Source organism: Pirellulales bacterium (assembly GCA_035546535.1).
Classification (GTDB): Bacteria; Planctomycetota; Planctomycetia; order Pirellulales; family JACPPG01; genus JACPPG01.
Map to the genome: position 1 here is coordinate 53,278 of DASZWQ010000098.1, position 17,190 is coordinate 70,467.

At 62.7% G+C, this 17,190-nt stretch carries 14 protein-coding genes; 8 read left to right on the plus strand and 6 right to left on the minus strand.

What is annotated here, in order from left to right:
• Positions 1-74: 74 nt before the first annotated feature.
• The gene (locus tag VHD36_12530; GenBank protein HVU88136.1) at positions 75-1,466 is read right to left on the minus strand and encodes a Gfo/Idh/MocA family oxidoreductase; all 1,392 of its coding nucleotides are present in this window, start codon (positions 1,464-1,466) and stop codon (positions 75-77) included.
• A gap of 601 nt (positions 1,467-2,067) precedes the next feature.
• Between VHD36_12530 and VHD36_12535 the strand changes: the two genes are divergently transcribed.
• On the plus strand, positions 2,068-3,498 hold the full coding sequence (locus VHD36_12535) for a DUF1501 domain-containing protein (GenBank protein ID HVU88137.1): 1,431 nt from the start codon (positions 2,068-2,070) through the stop codon (positions 3,496-3,498).
• 32 nt (positions 3,499-3,530) lie between these two features.
• On the opposite strand, the gene VHD36_12540 is transcribed toward VHD36_12535, so the two are convergent.
• Positions 3,531-4,286: a hypothetical protein gene (locus tag VHD36_12540; GenBank protein ID HVU88138.1), complete on the minus strand. Its 756-nt coding sequence runs from the start codon at positions 4,284-4,286 to the stop codon at positions 3,531-3,533.
• 423 nt (positions 4,287-4,709) lie between these two features.
• Here VHD36_12540 and VHD36_12545 point away from each other — a divergent pair, with 423 nt between their 5' ends.
• A complete protein-coding gene (locus VHD36_12545; GenBank protein HVU88139.1) occupies positions 4,710-6,152 on the plus strand; it encodes a hypothetical protein in 1,443 nt (480 codons plus the stop codon).
• 54 nt (positions 6,153-6,206) lie between these two features.
• Here the strand turns inward: VHD36_12545 and VHD36_12550 are convergent, their stop codons facing one another.
• From VHD36_12550 to VHD36_12565, 4 genes are all read right to left on the minus strand, one after another.
• On the minus strand, positions 6,207-7,154 hold the full coding sequence (locus VHD36_12550; GenBank protein ID HVU88140.1) for an ABC transporter substrate-binding protein: 948 nt from the start codon (positions 7,152-7,154) through the stop codon (positions 6,207-6,209).
• A 149-nt stretch (positions 7,155-7,303) separates the two neighbouring features.
• Positions 7,304-7,756, minus strand: a complete 453-nt coding sequence (locus VHD36_12555) for a hypothetical protein (GenBank protein ID HVU88141.1) — start codon at positions 7,754-7,756, stop codon at positions 7,304-7,306.
• A 39-nt stretch (positions 7,757-7,795) separates the two neighbouring features.
• A complete protein-coding gene (locus VHD36_12560) occupies positions 7,796-8,869 on the minus strand; it encodes a DUF1559 domain-containing protein (protein ID HVU88142.1) in 1,074 nt (357 codons plus the stop codon).
• Between the two features lie 39 nt (positions 8,870-8,908).
• Entirely contained in the window at positions 8,909-9,709 is an 801-nt protein-coding gene (locus VHD36_12565; GenBank protein ID HVU88143.1) for a DNRLRE domain-containing protein, read from the minus strand.
• Between the two features lie 247 nt (positions 9,710-9,956).
• Between VHD36_12565 and VHD36_12570 the strand changes: the two genes are divergently transcribed.
• The 6 genes from VHD36_12570 to VHD36_12595 all read left to right on the plus strand — a co-directional run.
• Positions 9,957-11,033: a substrate-binding domain-containing protein gene (locus VHD36_12570; GenBank protein HVU88144.1), complete on the plus strand. Its 1,077-nt coding sequence runs from the start codon at positions 9,957-9,959 to the stop codon at positions 11,031-11,033.
• 234 nt (positions 11,034-11,267) lie between these two features.
• On the plus strand, positions 11,268-12,338 hold the full coding sequence (locus VHD36_12575) for an NAD-dependent epimerase/dehydratase family protein (GenBank protein ID HVU88145.1): 1,071 nt from the start codon (positions 11,268-11,270) through the stop codon (positions 12,336-12,338).
• Positions 12,335-13,135: a glycosyltransferase family 2 protein gene (locus tag VHD36_12580; protein ID HVU88146.1), complete on the plus strand. Its 801-nt coding sequence runs from the start codon at positions 12,335-12,337 to the stop codon at positions 13,133-13,135. The genes VHD36_12575 and VHD36_12580 overlap by 4 nt, the downstream gene beginning before the upstream one ends.
• A gap of 11 nt (positions 13,136-13,146) precedes the next feature.
• Positions 13,147-14,682, plus strand: coding sequence for a hypothetical protein (locus tag VHD36_12585; protein HVU88147.1), 1,536 nt, complete (start codon positions 13,147-13,149; stop codon positions 14,680-14,682).
• 41 nt (positions 14,683-14,723) lie between these two features.
• Complete coding sequence (locus VHD36_12590) at positions 14,724-15,659, plus strand: aminotransferase class IV (protein HVU88148.1); 936 nt, start codon at positions 14,724-14,726, stop codon at positions 15,657-15,659.
• Positions 15,660-15,910: 251 nt separating this feature from the next.
• The coding region (locus VHD36_12595; GenBank protein HVU88149.1) for a hypothetical protein at positions 15,911-17,190 on the plus strand (1,280 nt) is incomplete at its 3' end.

The window sequence follows — 17,190 nt, forward strand, 5'->3', positions numbered from 1 at the left end:
GCCACCAGTGGCACCCAGCCAAGGGTTTCGAAACAGCGTACAACGAAACGCATGGTGGCAATTTGCCCGCGCGCCTACAACGTCCAGCCCGGTCGATAGTCGGTGTGTACGAACGCATCGAGTTCGGGAGCGTTTTTGACCTTCAAGTTCGCGCTATCCCACTCGAGTCGCTTGCCCGGCGCCCGCAGCGAGAGCACGCCGACCAGGACAATCTCGGTGAGCGGCCCCGCGTAATCGAAATTCGAAATCGGCCGTGGTCCCCCTTTGCAGGCCAGCAGCCATTCTTCGTAGTGGCCCGGCGAGCGCGCCATGGTCTTCGGTACTTGCTTGGCGGCTTCGGCCAGAGATACCGGGAGTACCTCGGGCATGCCACCGTGCGAAGAATGAAACATCTTCCCCTTGCTGCCAACGTACAGGACGCCGTTGCCGGGCAGTTGCTTGCCGGCGGGCATCTCGGCCGGCGTGGGAGGCATCAACCCTCCCTCGTACCACGTCATGCGCACCGGCGGCAGCGCTCCGCGCGCGGGAAATTCGTAGGTGATGGTCGCCGCGATCGGGTAGGTCTCGAAATTCGGTTTATCGTCGGCCAGCACCGAGCCGTCGAGCGTAGCACTCGCCTCGACCGTGGTCGGCGCGCCAAGGTTCAATGCCCACATCGGGTGATCGATGATGTGGCAGCCCATGTCCCCCAGGGCACCTGTGCCGAAATCGCGCCAGCCGCGCCAGTTGGCCGGCACATACGCTGGATGATAGGGGCGCTCGTGAATGGGGCCGAGCCACAGGTTCCAATCCAAGGTCGAGGGCACGGGGGGCGTTTCGGTCGGGCGGCCGATGCCTTGCTTCCAAAGCCGGCCCGCGCGATCGGACCAGACGTGGACTTCGCGCACTTCGCCAATCAAGCCCGATTGAATCCACTCGTTGGTCAGTCGCGATCCCTCGCTGGCGTGCCCTTGGTTCCCCATCTGCGTGGCGACGCCGGCTTCGTGGGCGGCCTTGGTCAGTTCGCGGCATTCGCGCAGTGTGTGCGTGAGCGGCTTCTGGCAGTAGACGTGCTTGCCAGCGCGGATCGCGGCCATGGCGGCCACGGCGTGAATATGATCGGGCGTGCCAACGGTCACGGCGTCGATGTTCTTGGCTTCCTTGTCGATCAACTGGCGAAAGTCTTTGTAGCGCCGCGCCTGGGGAAAGGCTTGAAAGCTTCCGGCGGCGCGCTGGTCGTCGACGTCGCACAAGGCAACGATGTTCGCGCCGTTTTTCGCGTGCGTGGCGATGTCGCCGCCCCCCATGCCCCCTGCACCGATGCCGGCCACGTTCACGCGCTCGCTGGGCGCCGTGAAACCGGCGCCCCCCAGTACATGCCGCGGCACGATCGTAAACCCCAGGGCGATGCCGCCCGTGGCGGCCAGGAAATCGCGTCGCGAGCGGCTTGTCGGCAAAGTTTCTTGATTGCGTTTTTTATCAGGCATGGAGTGGTCCTCAGGGAGGGCAACGGCGGGAGGAACGACGCGCTACTGTCGCCATCGGCGGGCGGGTCTGCTTTGTGACGAGCTTACCACGCCCGCTGGCGTCGAACAGCGCACCCGCGAGGGGTTTTTCGCGATTCGATGGCGCAGTCTCCGAAGCTTCGCTCGCGCGACGCGACTGAGCAAGTAACCGCCCGTCCCAGGTATCATGTTGGTATGAGGCGAATTCAGTTCGATTTGGGACGATTGCTGCTTGCATTCGCATGCCTTGCCATGTCGTTTGCGGCATTCGGCTTGCTAATATCTGATTTCCGGAGTGGCTTCATTCAATCACTGACCATCGCCCTGGCCGCATGCGCTTTCTTTGGCGCAGCTATTGGCGGAATAGCTGGTCGCCCTTGGTGGGGAGCCCTCATCGGGGCCATCCTCATTCCGGTCGCATACGCTGCCGTGGCCTTTTATCTTATAAATGCCGGCATCGTACGTTTCCCGTAGAAGCTGAAATTGGCCCACTTCTTCATAGGGCAACGAACTTCGACGCAGCACGGGCGACGCGATACAATCGGAGCCGGCCTATTTCCGACGGATGTGCTGGGTCAGCAATATGCGATTTTCCCGCCGCCAACATTATCCGCTCGATCGCCGCAGCTTTTTGCTGGCAGGCGGCCTGAGCTTTTTTGGCAGCAACCTCGCACACTTCTCAGCGGCCGCGGAGAGCACCGCTGCCAGCCGTGGCGCGCGGCGGCCGGCCCGCTCGACGATTCTCATCTGGCTTAGCGGCGGCGCTTCGCATATCGACACCTGGGACATGAAGCCGGACGCGCCCGAGGGCTATCGGGGACTCTTCCGACCGGTCGAGACCAGCGCGCCGGGCATTCGGTTGTGCGAGCATTTGCCTTACTTGAGCAAGCAAGCGCATCATCTGGCGATCGTGCGCTCGGTGGGGGATTATGGCCGCGGCACGGGCGACCATCACGCGGGCTATTACTACAACCTGACGGGGCACGCGCCCGATAATTCGTTCCACCGCTTGTTGAACGCGCGCACGCCGTATCCGACGGACTGGCCAACACTGGGATCGGTCGTGGCGCTGAGGCGGCCGCCGCATCCGAGTTTGCCTTCGACCATTACGTTGCCGCAGAAAGAGGGAGCACCCGAGTTCACGAGGCCCGGACAGTTTGCCGCGCGCTTGGGGCTGGAATACGATCCGCTGTTCGTGGACGGATCGCGCGAAAAGCCGATGGATTTCGCGGTCCCCGCGCTGCAGTTGCAAGGGGACGTTACGGTCGAGCAATTGCTCGCCAAGGGCGAGCTTCTGTCGGTGATCGACAACGCGCAACGGCAATTCGAGATCGCGCCCGCGGCCGAGAACTATCGCAAGCATCAGCGCAAGGCGCTGTCGCTGTTGACCTCGCGTGAAGCCAAGGACGCGTTCAATCTGGCGGCCGAACCGCAGGCCGTGCGCGAAAAATACGGCCCGGGCATCAATGCCATGTCGATGCTGCTCGCCCGGCGCCTCGTCGAGGCGGCGGTGCCGTTTGTCACCGTATTCTGGAAGGGTGACAAGGAACTCGACACGCTTTGCAAGAGCGGTGGCGGCTGGGATACGCACGGCAATAACTTCAATTGCCTGAAGGATCGCCTGTTACCGGAGTTCGACCGGCCCTTCGCGGCGCTGCTCGATGATCTGCACGAGCGCGGCTTGCTCGACGAGACCATGGTGCTCGTCACGAGCGAAATGGGACGCAAGCCCAAGATCGGCGACCCGCGCTCGGGCGGGGCGGGGGGCGCCGGGCGCGATCACTGGACCAGTTGCATGTCGGTCCTCTTGGCCGGTGGCGGCATTCGAGGGGGCCAGGCTTACGGCAGCAGCGATCGCCGGGCGGAATTTCCGGCCGCGAAGCCGGTCGCCCCCGAAGATATCGCCAAGACGATCTTCTGGGGCATGGGCATCGACGACCTGACGACGACCGACAAGCAAGGCCGGCCCTATAACTTGTTGGAAGAAGGCGAGCCGCTCGTCGAACTGTTTTGATGGCAATTTTGAGGGCGCGCGAACGACAGCCGTCAATTCGCGCCCGGCCGCCCGGTCGCCCGCAGATTCTCGACAAAATGCCGGGCTTGCTGATAGTCATTGGGCGCGTAGTCGGCGATGTTCGCCTTCAGCGTTTGCAGCAAGGCCTCGCACGACTTGTTATAGGCCAGGTAACTCTCGGCGTCGCTCTGATTGCCTGAGACGCGCGTGCGATAGAGATTCTCGACCTCTTCGCGCCCCTCGATATAACGAACGTCTTGCAGAATCACGGGCCAACGGATCTTGCCGGTCTTGGGGTCGGCCTGCGTGGCATCCAACTCGTGTGGCGCGGCGTCGTGGGCGAGCTTCGTGACGTCGGCGGCCGACAATCGATCGCTCCTGGCATCGCTCGCGCGATGTGCCTGGCGCATTTGATAATAGTCGCCCGTCCAAGTGGCACGATTGTTGATGTCCGTGGAGCGGGCTTGGAGGTCATTCCTGAGCGCCTGCGAATTCTCGAGATTTCGGTAGCCCGAGGCGCGCATCATCTGGGCGGCGCCGAATTCGGCGGACGAAAGGGGCGTGCCCGCCATCCCAAAACCGCGTCCGCTGTACGATCGCCGGCCATAGCCATATCCGTAGTACGGATTCCCCCATCCATATCCGCCCCAGGCGTTGAAGCCGTAGGGATAAATCGCGCGGCGAGGAAAGAAGAATTGTGCGGATGCCGACGTGGCGCCGGCCGCAACAAACACCGTGGCCAGCACGGCCAAAAGCAGCCGACGATACGGCCAGGATGAGTCGGTCATGGAACCGAACTCACGTAGTGGCCATGGGTCCGCTCCGGTTGGCTTTCGCCACATTGGTTTTTCTCCGCATGAAGGCGCGCGAAGCCCGTGCCCCTCACCGAAATAACCCAAAGCAGGAAACCACATTCGAGGCTGCCTCTCGGCGAACGCTCGTGCATAATGGCGTCCGGCAGAATCCGGGCGGTTGGCGCACCCGCAGTTTGCCGTTCGTTCATACTAACCGTCAGTACGCACTGCGACGAAGAGATCTCCCCTACCTGACAAAATCGACAGCAACGAGTCGTCGTTTTGGCAGCAAATATTGTCCGTTCGCGCACATTTGTTCCTATGGCCGCCTCGAAGAAGAGAGCGCGTGCAGTTTCTTCCTCTGCCGCACCGGCGTCTCGTCCGGCGGCCCTCGCTTCGTCCGCGCGGTTGTTGGGCTTGTCGTGGCCGGTCTTTGTTGCAATCGCGATCGTCGTGTGGCTGGCGGCCTTGCTGCGAATTTGGGCGTCGCTCGATGAATTCTGGATGGACGAGATCTGGTCGCTTTTTCAGTTTGCCGGCATAGCGCGCTCGCCTTGGGACATTTTTACTTTTCATCATGACAACAATCATTACCTGGTCACGCTGTGGATGTATCTCTTGGGAGTAAACCAATCGGACTGGACGCTGTACCGCATACCGGCGATTGTCGCGGGCGTCGGCACCGTGATCCTTTCCGCTATCGTGGCGCGGCGCTGGGGGTCGGCGGCTACCGTCGCGGCGACGGTGCTTACCGGCAGCTCGTACATGCTTATCTGCATGGCCTCCGAAGCTCGCGGCTACGCGCTGGCCGGCTTTTTCGCGCTGGCCGCGATCCTGGCGCTCGACCGATTCTTGACGACCCGCTCGTTGCGGGCGGCTGCTCTGTTCGCGCTGGCCACGATTTTGGGGACGTTGTCGCACCTGACGTTTGTCGATGTTTATTTTGCGCTATTCGTCTGGTCGTGTGTTGTTCTCGGCAGGCGCCCTGCGACCTTGATGGAAGCGATGCGCAATTTGGCGCGGCTGCATGCCGCGCCGCTGGTGGTTTTCGGGCTTCTGTATGTCATCGACGTGCGGCGAATGAGGATTGGCGGCGGGGATGCTCGCACGTTGGAAGACGTCATCATGAGCAGCCTGGCGCTGGTCGTCGGCGGTTCGAACGCGACTCCTGCGCTGGGATGGATCTTAGGGGCCGTGGTGGTTGCCGGCGCGATCGCGGCGATCGTGCTCTTGGCGCGGAGCGGATCGGACCTGTGGATTCTGTTTGCTGCCGGCATCTTCGTGGCGCCTGCGCTACTTTTGCTTTTTCATCGTCCCGAAGTCATTTACGAGCGATACTTCTACCTCAACATTCTTTTGCTGCTGTTACTGTTGAGCTATCTGGTCGGGCGCGTGTGGCAGATTCGCATGTTTGGCCCGCTGCTCGCGAGTGCGGCTCTCGTAACCATCGTGATCGCCAACGGCTGGCAGACGAGCCAGCTTCTGCGGGTTGGGCGTGGCCACTTTCGCGACGCGCTTGCGTACATTATCGAGGCCAATCCGGATCAGCACGAAATCCATCTGGCCGGCGACGGCAAGCGCAGTCGCATGGTGCTGTACATGGAATTCTATGGACGTTATGCGCGGGATTGCCGATTCGTCATCGATGAAATCAAGCCCGGCATGCCCGAGGTCCCCGAGTGGCTGCTGATTCCCGGCGCCAAGGATACCCCTTCTCCACGCCTCTCCCCTTTTCGCGAACGCGGCGAGTACGAATTGCAGCGCATTTACTCCTGCGCGGGCTTGTCGGGCATGAATGTCGCGGTCTATCGGTGGAGGCCCGCGGACGCGCGGCGGGAGACGATTCGCCCCGCTTCCTGATCATCTGCCGCGGCGGCGTGTGCGCCGGTTGTGTAGAACCGGGTGCAACGTCTGCTACCTGGCGCTGGGTTCCCGGCCGGCCTTCTCTGCCGATTCGGCAAAACCAGGCGCCACGAACTCCGTAAGGTCGATGCCCGTCAGATCTGGCCGTTTGCGACTGGCGGGAAACAGATCCAACGCAGCTTGAAAGCCGTCGGCGCTGACGCGCGGTGTGCGGGGTATCGCGGGTTCGTAAATCTCGACGACCTTCACGACGTGGCGTTCGTCCATGTCGGGGAACTCGTGCAGGATGGCCTGCACCGCGGCCCGTTGATCGCGATGGATGAGTTGCTGGGCCTTGGAGATTCCCTGCACGAGCGATTGCACGGTGTCCTTGTGCTCAGTAATTAGCCGCCTGGATACCGCCAGGGCATGAATTTGCCGCACCGCCAGCTTCGCGGCTTCTCCCTTCGATTGATCGACAAGCATGATCGCGTCCTGATCGACGAGCGCTTTTTCCAGATAAGGTGTGTGCGCGTAGAGGGCATCAACGCGGCCGTCGCCAAACGCCTCGTTCTGTTCGTTCCCACGGAAGATAACCATTTTGACGTCGCGATCGGCGTCGAGTCCGACGCTGGCGAACAGGGCGCGCAAGCGCGTCGGCGGATTGGGCGCGATGCCAATGCGCACGCCGGCCAGGCCGATCAGTCGTTCCTTGAGGGGCGCCGTGGGATCGAGATGCCGTTCCACGGCGAGAGAACGGCGGACGACCAGGTTAATGGCATCGTTTTCCAGCAGGTTGGCCACGAGCGCCCAGGGGAAGCGCTCGGCGATCAGCTCCAGGTACATCGGTGGTGGTAACACCGCACAGTCGGCCTCGGCGGCCAAAACCATGCGCTGCGCACCACGCGGCTCATCGGGGACTAAGAGTTCGAGTTCGATTCCCTGATCGGCGAAATACCCGGCTCCCTTGGCCACCCAGAAACTCATGAACTGTAAGTTGTCGGGGTCGGGCACGATCATGCGCAATTTCTCGCCGGCCATCGCTATCAGCGGAGAAACCGCCACGCAAACGACGGCGAGGATCGATCGGAAGCGTAGCGAGCAGGAATGGGCTCGAGCCGGAGCGCGCATTTTTTTGGACCCTTATGTGTTTCCGGGTAACAGTATTCCTAGCGATGCGCCGCGGGCACCTCAAGCTCCACGCTGGCGCCGCCGGCGGTCACTTTGGCGGTGAGCGGCGTCGTGGCGGCGGCTGAATAACCCGGCGGCACTCGCGGTGCCGGCGGCCGCTCGCCTGCCGAGGGAGGCCTGTCGGTGCGCTGGACGGTGTACGGATCCATGTCTTCGACGGTCACGCGGTGCGTGCCCACGATGGCTCCCTGCCGACCATCGTCGGTGCGGAGCAGGAAATGCCCGTCGGCATCGGTAACGCCGGCAGAACGCGGTAGGGCGCGACCGTCGCCGGACTCTGGCGTGAAGATGACAAGGATGTTGGCTGCCGGAGCGCCAGCGACATGCAAAGTTCCCTGAACGCTGGCGAATTCGTCGACCGGGCCGCAGCCGCTGGCGGCAAATGCGAGCAGGTAGCAGGCAGATGCCGCGCTCAGCTTCGTACCGGTCATCGCCGCCCTCCGATAGGCGTTCACTCAGGCGCACTCCCGCTAATTCCCGACCGCGACTTCGCCGCCGGCGCGTGTCGAGAGCGTTTGCAGCGTCACCAGCGGAATCTGTTCCGAGACGAAGCGTACCGAGCCGTCGCCGAACGCCAGGTTCGCGCCGCCCGGATGGTTGCTCCCCCAGGCGCAGATGCGCAAATCGAAATAGTACTGAAAAACGTTCGGGTCCGTGGCCGGAGGAACGGCGGTGGCGCGTTGGTCGAAATGGAAGGGGAGCCGGTAGTTGAGCGGGCTGTAGGCGCTCATCGTCACATGGCCCGCCGCCTTGCGGCCCGCCGACACGGCCCACCATCCCCATTGCGACAATCGATCGACCCAGCCCGCTTCGCCGAAGGATTCGAAATTGGGGTCCGTGTGGCTGCGCTCTCCGAGCAGGATCGTGGAGTTCAGCCCGTCCGTGACCTCGGCAATGCGGACCTGTCGCTGACGCAGCGCCGGCTCGGACGCGGGGCCGGTCGTGAAAAAGATTCCATCGACGGTCGCGTAGGGCAAAAAGTAGGAGCGCGTGCCGCCGTTTCCCCCGTAGCTCGTCAGCGCTTGATACCAGCCTTGGCTACTGAGGATGGGATTGTCGGGCAGCACGTCGGTCGGGCAAACGAAGGTGCCGATCACCGCCGCGGTCTGCGCGCTGGCGCCGCCCACGGTGTTTTGCAACGGATCCGCCAATTGCCACTGCAATGCCCGCGACGTCTCTTCCAAATACGGCAGCAGATAGGTGAAGAGCGAGAAACAGCGATAAACGGGTGGAAGATAGAAGAGAGATTGATCAACTCCCGAGGGAAACACCCCTTGAAAGTCGTGATAAACGTGGGTTGCCAGCGCTAACTGGCGGATCTGATGCTGACATTGCGACCGCCGCGCGCTTTCGCGCGCGGCCTGCACGGCCGGCAACAGAATGGCGACCAGCATGCCGATAATCGCCACGACCACCAGCAGTTCGATGATCGTGAAACCTGCGCTAGCCGCCAGCTTGACCAAGGGGTTGACGACGGGCTTGCTGCGCGGGTGCATCGCCACCCGCACAGCGTATCCGTCGCCAGCGTCGCACAGGTCGTGCATCCAAGTGCATCCTTTGCTGTACTGGCGGGGACCGTGGCGTTACGCGGCGCGCCGTCGCGCCGCGAGTAGCAATCCAACCGCGCCCGCGAACGCGAGAGCGATGCTGGCCGGTTCGGGCACGCGATAAGTGATGATCAACTGCGGCGGATTAGCCGACTCGCTGCTGTTCAGACGCTTGGCCGTCTGCCCGACCGATTCGTTACCCAGAATTCCCCAACCAAAGTTGCCCGAGGGGTCGTTCAGCCAGCTTTGCACGTCGGCGACCATTTGGCTGCTCGACCAGGAGATAACGTTACCTGTCTGGCCGCCCGGATCAACGGTCGATGCCGATATGGTGCCACTGAAATCTCCGCCGGGCGTGTTCCAGGTCGTGCTCGCCGACGGCGTGGTCGCATTATAGAACGTGTACAACCAGGTGGCGTCATTTTGCGTGGCGGGCGCTCCGACTCCGCCAGGAAAGTTCGAAGTGCCTTGTCCCCAGTCCTGCGTTACGGGTTCCAGCGACAACGTTTGATCGCCGTTTTGCGACATAACGTTGGTCATCTGCAGTGTCACGCCGGTAATTACGGCGTTCGACGGAATGCCGCTGCCGGCAACGTTGAAATGCACCAGGCCGCGCCGAATGCTGGTGACCGCCACCGTAGCGCCCGAGCCGTCTTGGGCGGTACGGCCCACGAAGATATCCCCTTCACCATTGCTCAATTGCCCTGTCGGTGAGGTGACCTGGACAATCGTGTTGTCTTTATCCGGAGTGAGCGTGACCGAAGCGGCCCAGGCCGCGCTTCCTTGCGCCAACAGAATCGAGCCAACGAGAAGCGGGACAAAGTAGCGTGTGTTCATCGGATATCATCTCTCAAGTGGCACCAGAGGAGACGCACAGAACAAAAGAAGAAAATCAGGATAGGACAGCCGGTAAAACGAAGCATTCGCCCGGTAAAACGCACGATTCCTAGAAATCGTGCCAGCGGCTGTCACAATAGATCACGGGCGTTTTCTCGCGGGACGGTCGTACAATTCGCCAGCCGGCTCAGCCCGGGGATTGGGGGATTGCCGCGCCGGCGGTGGGATGATAGTGTCGAAAACGGATATGATGATGTCAAGCGGCGGCAACCTGAAAAATCGCGTCAAGGCGGCACGTGTGGCGCGCGGCTGGTCGCAGGACGTTTTGGCGCAGCGCGCCGGCCTTTCGCGCAGCGGCGTTAGCGCCATCGAGATCGAGCGTTTGGTTCCCTCGGCAGCCGCCGCTTTGGCGCTCGCCAAGGCGCTCGACTGCCGCGTCGAGGATCTCTTCAGCCTCGAAACCTTCGATACCTCGGAAACGGTGTGGGCGTCCCCCCCGGCGGGCGATCGCTGCCGTTATTGGCAAGCCGAGTGCGGGGGCCGGCAGGTGCTTTATCCGGCGGCCACGCTGGCCGACGTGACCATCGCCCACGACGGGATTTTCGACGGCGGGAATCTGCGTACGGCGCCCCGCCATGACGCGGAGCGGACGCTTGTCATGGCGTGCTGCGATCCGGCCGTGGGGCTCTTGGCGCAAGAGTTGGCCGAACGCGCGCAGGTGCGGCTGCTCGTCATTCCACGCTCGAGCGGCCAGGCTCTCGAAATGCTGCGCGACGGTTTGGTACACGTGGCCGGGTTGCATCTCTCGCATGCCGAGCGCGAGGGAAATGCGGATGCCGTGACCGAGCGGCTTGGCCCAGGCGGTAGCTACGCGCTTCTGCGCGCCGCTCGTTGGGAAGAAGGATTGGCGGTTGCGCCCGCGAGGCACCTGAGATCGGTGCGCTCGGCGCTTGCCGCACGGCTGCGGTGGATCGGTCGCGAACCCGGCAGCGGAGCGCATCAATGCCTGGCGGAAATCCGTGATGGACATCAAGCGCCGCGTCATTTCGCGCGCAGTCATCGCGGTGTCGCGGAAACGATTAGCACCGGACTGGCCGATGCAGGGGTCTGCTTGCGCTTGGTCAGCGATCAGGCAGGGCTCGATTTTCTGAGCGTGCGTGAAGAGGCTTACGATCTATGTTTCGCCGCCGGAAATGCTCACGATCCGCGCCTGCGGGCGCTGATCGAGGTGATTCGCTCACCCCGTTATCAGAAACTGATTAGCGAGCTCCCCGGCTATTCGGCCATCGACATGGGTGACCTGCGCACGGTGGGATCGGGCTAGTCGTTCAGGCACCGGTGCCCTACCGTCCGTGCGATCGGTATCATCCGAACCGATCAGACTTGCAGCCGGGAAGTCCGCGCATCCATTCGCCGGGACTTCGATTATCATGGGCCTACGGCGGCCTTCGGTCGACCGGCGCTTGAGGGGCATTCTCACGTCCCGAAAGGCTGATCGGGACGCGCAGGCAATGCGGAGCGTGTCGCTCGGGCATACGTCATTCCACTGCGAGCTTCGATGCACATCTTCATGACCGGCGTCTGCGGTTTCGTTGGCAGTTCTCTCGCCTTGGCGCTGCGCGAACGCTTGCCTGATGTGACCGTGTCGGGGATCGATAACTTCATTCGACCCGGTAGCGAGACGAACTTGGCACGGCTGCGGGCGGCCGGAGTGCGCGTCGACCATCGCGATATTCGCAACGACAGCGATTTCGAGACCCTGCCCCGTTGCGATTGGATCATCGACGCCGCGGCGAATCCGACGGTGCTCGCCGGCGTCGACGGCCGCACCAGCAGCCGGCAACTGGTCGAGCACAACTTGGTCGGCACGGTCAACGTGCTGGAATATGCGCGGCGCTCGAACGCGGGGCTGGTGCTGCTTTCCACCAGCCGGGTTTACAGTATCGGCGCACTCGTCAAAGTCCCCTTGCGCGTGGCTGACGGCGGGTTTCTTTTCGATGCGAATCAATCGGCGCCGCCTGGATGCTCGGCGGCGGGGATCGCGGAAGACTTCTCCACCACCGCGCCGATCTCGCTTTATGGCGCCACCAAGCTGGCCTCCGAGGCGCTCGCGCTCGAATACGGTCAGACGTTCAAATTTCCGGTCGTCGTCAATCGTTGCGGCGTGCTGGCAGGCGAAGGCCAGTTTGGCGTCGCCGAGCAGGGCATCTTTTCCTTTTGGGTCCGCGCTTACGCCCTCAAGCGGCCGCTCAAGTACATCGGCTTCGAGGGTACGGGGCACCAGGTGCGCGACGCATTGCACCCAGCCGATTTGACGGACCTCGTCTTGCGGCAGATTCAAGCTCCCGATCGCAGCGCCGGAAACATCTGGAATGTGGGCGGGGGCGCGACCAATGCGATGTCTTTGGCGCAATTGAGCCGCTGGTGCGCCGCCGAATTCGGCGAGCACCCGATCGAGGCCATGCGCGAGCCGCGTCCCTTCGACGTCCCCTGGGTCGTCATGGACAGCCGACGCGTGGCGGCCCAGTTCCAATGGTCGCCACGGATTGCACTGCCCCAGATTCTCGAACAGATCGCCGCACATCACCGACAACACCCTGAGTGGTTCCTGCTGTCGCAGCCACGATGAGTCGCTTTCCGCCCCCCAATCCGCAGGCGCCTCGACTGACGCTCTTGTCGATCGTGATTCCTGCGCGCGATGAGGAGGGGTCCGTGATGTCGACCGTCGAGCACTTGCACCTGGAATTGCGCTTGCAGCAAATCCCGCACGAAATCGTGGTCGTCGATGACGGCAGTCAGGATCGGACCTGGGAGTTTCTGGAAGCATTGCGGCCGTCGATTCCCGAATTGTCGCCGATCAAGAACCGCGGGCAACACGGCTTCGGCCGAGCGGTCGTGGCGGGGATCGACGCCGCCCGCGGCGATGCCGTGGCGATCATGATGGCCGACGCCTCGGACGACGCCCGCGATATCGCGCGCTACTGGCATGTGCTCGGCGAGGGATACGACGCCGTGTTCGGCAGCCGTTTTATCAAAGGCGGAGGCGTCGTCGACTATCCCCGCATCAAGTACGTCATGAACCGCCTGGCAAACCTGTTCATCAAGATACTTTTTCGCATTCCGCTCAATGACACGACGAACGCCTGCAAGGGCTACCGAATGTCGGCACTCGAGGGATTGCGGCCCTTCTTGTCACCGCATTTCAATCTCACGGTCGAATTGCCGCTGAAGACGATCGTGCGCGGCTATAGCTGGACCGTGATTCCGATCACATGGCGCAATCGTCGCAGCGGCGTGGCGAAGCTCAAGATCCGCGAAATGGGTAGCCGTTACTTGTTCATCATCTTGTACTGTTGGCTGGAGAAATATTTCAGCCGCGGCGATTACCGCAAGGTCGACGTGCAAGTTGCGCAAAGAGTCCCCTGAATTCCGCCGCCATGGACCAGTTTCAGCACCCAGAATCGATCGTGGCTCACCGGCGCGTGGTGTTCCGCAGCCTGGGAATTGCCGTCGCGGCAGGACTGCTGGTCTTGTTTATGTTCGCGCCCCGCTTTTCCTTGTGGCGGGCCGTGCTCCTCGATCATCGACTGCCGTTTCCGGAAACGCATCGTGCACGCGATGCGCTTGCGCAGTTGCAAGATCCGTGGGTGCAATCCGACTCCCCCTCGAACGCCGTGCTTTCCTGGCGATTGCTGTTTCCGCTGGTTTGGCATTATGGAAAGCTGCCGCCGCTGGCCTACCTGGCCATGCCTTTCCTGGGCTGCGTGCTCACACTGTGGCTTGCGGCCTGGCTTTCTCTTCGGCGGTTAGGCGATTGGCGTCGAACGTGGATGGCCACGGCACTGTTTGCGGCGCTACCGTGGTTTTTTGTTTCGACCGGCTGGCTGGCATATTTCGATTCGTGGTTGATGTTGGGAATGTTGGTGGCGGCGTTCATTCCGTCACGTGTGGCGCTCGCGCTTGTTTGCTTGTCGATGCCATGGATCGACGAGCGATTCCTCCTCGCACTTCCCGTCGTAGTGCCGGTACGCATGATTGCGCTAGGGCGAATCGAACAGGGCGCGTGGCGCGGTCTGCTTGCCGATCTGGCGGTCATTGTTGCCGCGAGTTGCCCGTACCTGGGAATTCGCGCTGCAATATGGCTGCGTGGCGATCCCGGCTCCTCGGGCTATGTACGGCAGTACTGGGCCGAAATGTTGACGGTGCCGCTGCCGCGGTTCCTCGTAGGGCTGTGGTCGGGATATCGGGCCGCCTGGCTCATGATCGGCGCCGCGATCTGTTTCGTGGCGCAGCGCCTTGGCTGGAGATGGGCAGGGCCGCTGGCGGTCCTCGTGATCGTTAGTGCGGTGGGCTCGCTGCTGGTGGCCGCCGACATGTCGCGGAGTTTGTCGATCGAGGCGCCTGTCATGCTGCTGGGCGCGTGGCTTTGGTGCGAGGACAAGAAGCCCGGCGCTCGCTATGCTTTGCCGGTGGTTCTGGCGGCAAATTTGCTTTTGCCTGCCAGCCACGTTATCTGGCATTTCAGCGTCGACCTTCGCTATCTCTACACCGAGATCGATAACCTTCAAAAACCTCCGCGCGAGCTGCAGCCCGACACCTACTTCGGCATGGCCAAGGAGCTGCGCGAAGGGGGAGATCTGGCGGGGGCGGAATGGGCTTACGACGTGGCGATTCGCCTCGACGACAAGTTTGCACAGGCGTACGCCGGGCGCGCCTCGCTCCGGCTGCAAAAAGGCAATGTCGATGCAGGGCTCGCCGACCTGGAAACGGCTCTGCAGCTGAAACCCGATTTAGCCGACGCACTGCTCATGCGTGCTGCGGTGTACCGGTCGCGGGGCCAGACATCCGCCGCTATCGAAGACCTGCGCAAAGCCCTGGCCGGCGCGCCGACGGACTGGCCGCTGCGCGAGGAAACGCAAGAATTCCTGGACCTCCTGCTGCGTACGGCGGCACCGCCAAAGCCAGTGCCTTGATTCCGCCAACGACAACTGTGTCCTTTAACGCCGTTTAGTTCATGTTCCATCAGCGCCCCGAAGCAATCGCCTATCTGAACGGCCGTTTTGTGCCGCAGTCTGAAGTGCGCATCCCGGTTTACGATGCCGGCTTCATGCTCGGTGCGACCGTATCGGAGCAGCTGCGCACGTTCGCCGGAAAGCTATTTCGCCTGCCAGAGCATTTAGCGCGGCTCGAAGAATCATTGGCTATCGTTGGCACGCCGCTGCCGATAGCCCGAGACGAGCTGGCGGGCATTGCCGAGGAGTTGGTGGCGCGCAACCACGCTCTGCTCCCCGCCGGCGACGATCTTGGACTGTCGCTGTTCGTCACGCCGGGACCTTATGCGACTTTGGCTGGCCCCGACGTTGCTCCCGGTCCGACGCTTGGCCTGCACACCTACCCGCTGCCGTTTCCCCTGTGGCGCGAGAAGTACGAAGGGGGCGAGCGGCTCATGACGCCGCAGATTCGACAAGTGCCGGCGGAATGCTGGCCGGCGCAGCTCAAGTGCCGCAGTCGGATGCACTATTACCTGGCAGACAAGGAAGCGAGCCGGAATTATCCCGGCAGCCGCGCCCTCTTGCTCGATCTGGCCGGCCACGTTCTAGAAACCTCGACCGCCAATATACTTGTCTATGATCGCGCGCGCGGATTGCGGATTCCGCCCGCGCGGACCGTGCTGCCGGGCATTAGCCTGGCCGCGACGTTGGGACTGGCCGACGCGCTAGGGGTTGCCGTGAGCGAAGCGCCGCTTACGGTGGCGGACGTTGAATCGGCCGATGAAGTGTTGCTCGCGAGCACACCCTATTGCTTGCTGCCGGTTACTCGCATCAATGGTCATGCGATTGGCACTGGCCGGCCTGGCGATACCTACGCGCGGCTGCTGGCGGGTTGGAACACACTGTCTGGCCTCGATGTTGCCGAACAGGCCCGCGCTGTCGTCGTTGAGAGGCGCTGATCCGCGGTTTCGGGCCCGGCACACGATCTGCGGCCCCGGTGCTGATTTTCTCGTTCAGCAAATTGGAATCCGCGCCCCTTCCCGCGGCGCCGACTCTATCTTGTCAGGAAAAAACGGCTAGTATGAACGCACGGCGTTCAGAAACCCTAGTCAGCCGATCCAGAGGGCACTGGAGAACCAACGGCGACGGATCGCAATCGCACCAGGCGCCGCCCGCGCGGCCCACTCTTGGCAAGAGACTGGAACCGACGATGCGATTCGCCTTTCTCGTACATCCGCTCTCCGAACGATCGCGCATGCTGCGGCGATGGGATTCCGCAGGCGGCCTGCGGCGCTCGTGGGGAGGGGACCCACTCGAATTCTGCTCGTTTCTTTACCGGCAGGTGTCGCATTCGGAGGCGTCACCAGAAGAGCCGCGTGTCGAAGTGATCGACGAGCTGCGCGACCTGCGCAGTAGAACCGGTGCGACCGCCGAAGGACGTTTGTACGAGATTCCACTGGATCCCGAAGCGATTCTGGCCGATCCGGTCGCGGCCATGGCTTATATCGAGCAGGCCACTCAGATGGCCGCCGATTGGGGCGCGCAGGTTGTGGGCCTCGGTTCGATCACCGGCGTCATTGGCGGGCAGGGAACCTATCTGGCCGAGCGCGCGCCGATCGCGGTCACTACCGGCAACAGTTTGACTGTCTTTGCGACGCTGCAGAACCTGTACCACGTTTGTGAAGAAGCGCACGTGGACCTGTCGCGCGAGACGGTGGCCGTCGTCGGCATTCCAGGCAGCATCGCCTCGGCCGTGGCGCGCTTGCTCGCGCCGCAATGCAGCGAGCTGATTCTCGTCGGCCGGCGCAAGTCCTCCCGCGCCGAGCAACTCGCCGCCGAAGTGGGTGGAGAATTGTTGTTCGACATTCCCACCGCACTCACTCGCGCGCGGGTGGTGGTCTCCGCGACCTCGACCGGCAACTGCATCGAGCAACAATGGCTGCAGCCGGGTAGCATCGTCGTCGACGTTGGCGTACCGACCGATGTTTGCGGCGCGACGCTCGAGCGGTCCGACTGCTTGATCATCTCGGGCGGCCTGGCACGCGTGCCCGACACGATGCCCCTTGATTCGATGTTCCTGGGCTTTCACCACGGCGTCCTCCCCTGCTGCCTGGGCGAAACCATGGTGCTGGGGCTGGAAAATCGGGCCGAGTCATTCTCACTGGGTCGCAACCTGGACATCGATAACGTGATGGAGATCGGGGCCTGCGCCAAGGAACACGGCTTCGATTTCACCCGCCTCTATTCCTTCGGCTTGGAACTGCCGGATGCGGCGCTCGTGCAGTTCAATAAGGCCCTCGCGCGGTCGCGCCGGACTGGCAAACTGTTGCCGTCAAAGAGCGCAGCAAACGGACGGCCTGACGGTGAACACATTGCCGTCACCGATCACAAGACCGCTGCTGCCGGCGCGCTGGAAAGCATCCAAGACCTGGCCGTGCAGGCCGCCCGACTGCACGCGCGCTACATCAACCCCGTGCTCGTGACGCTGAC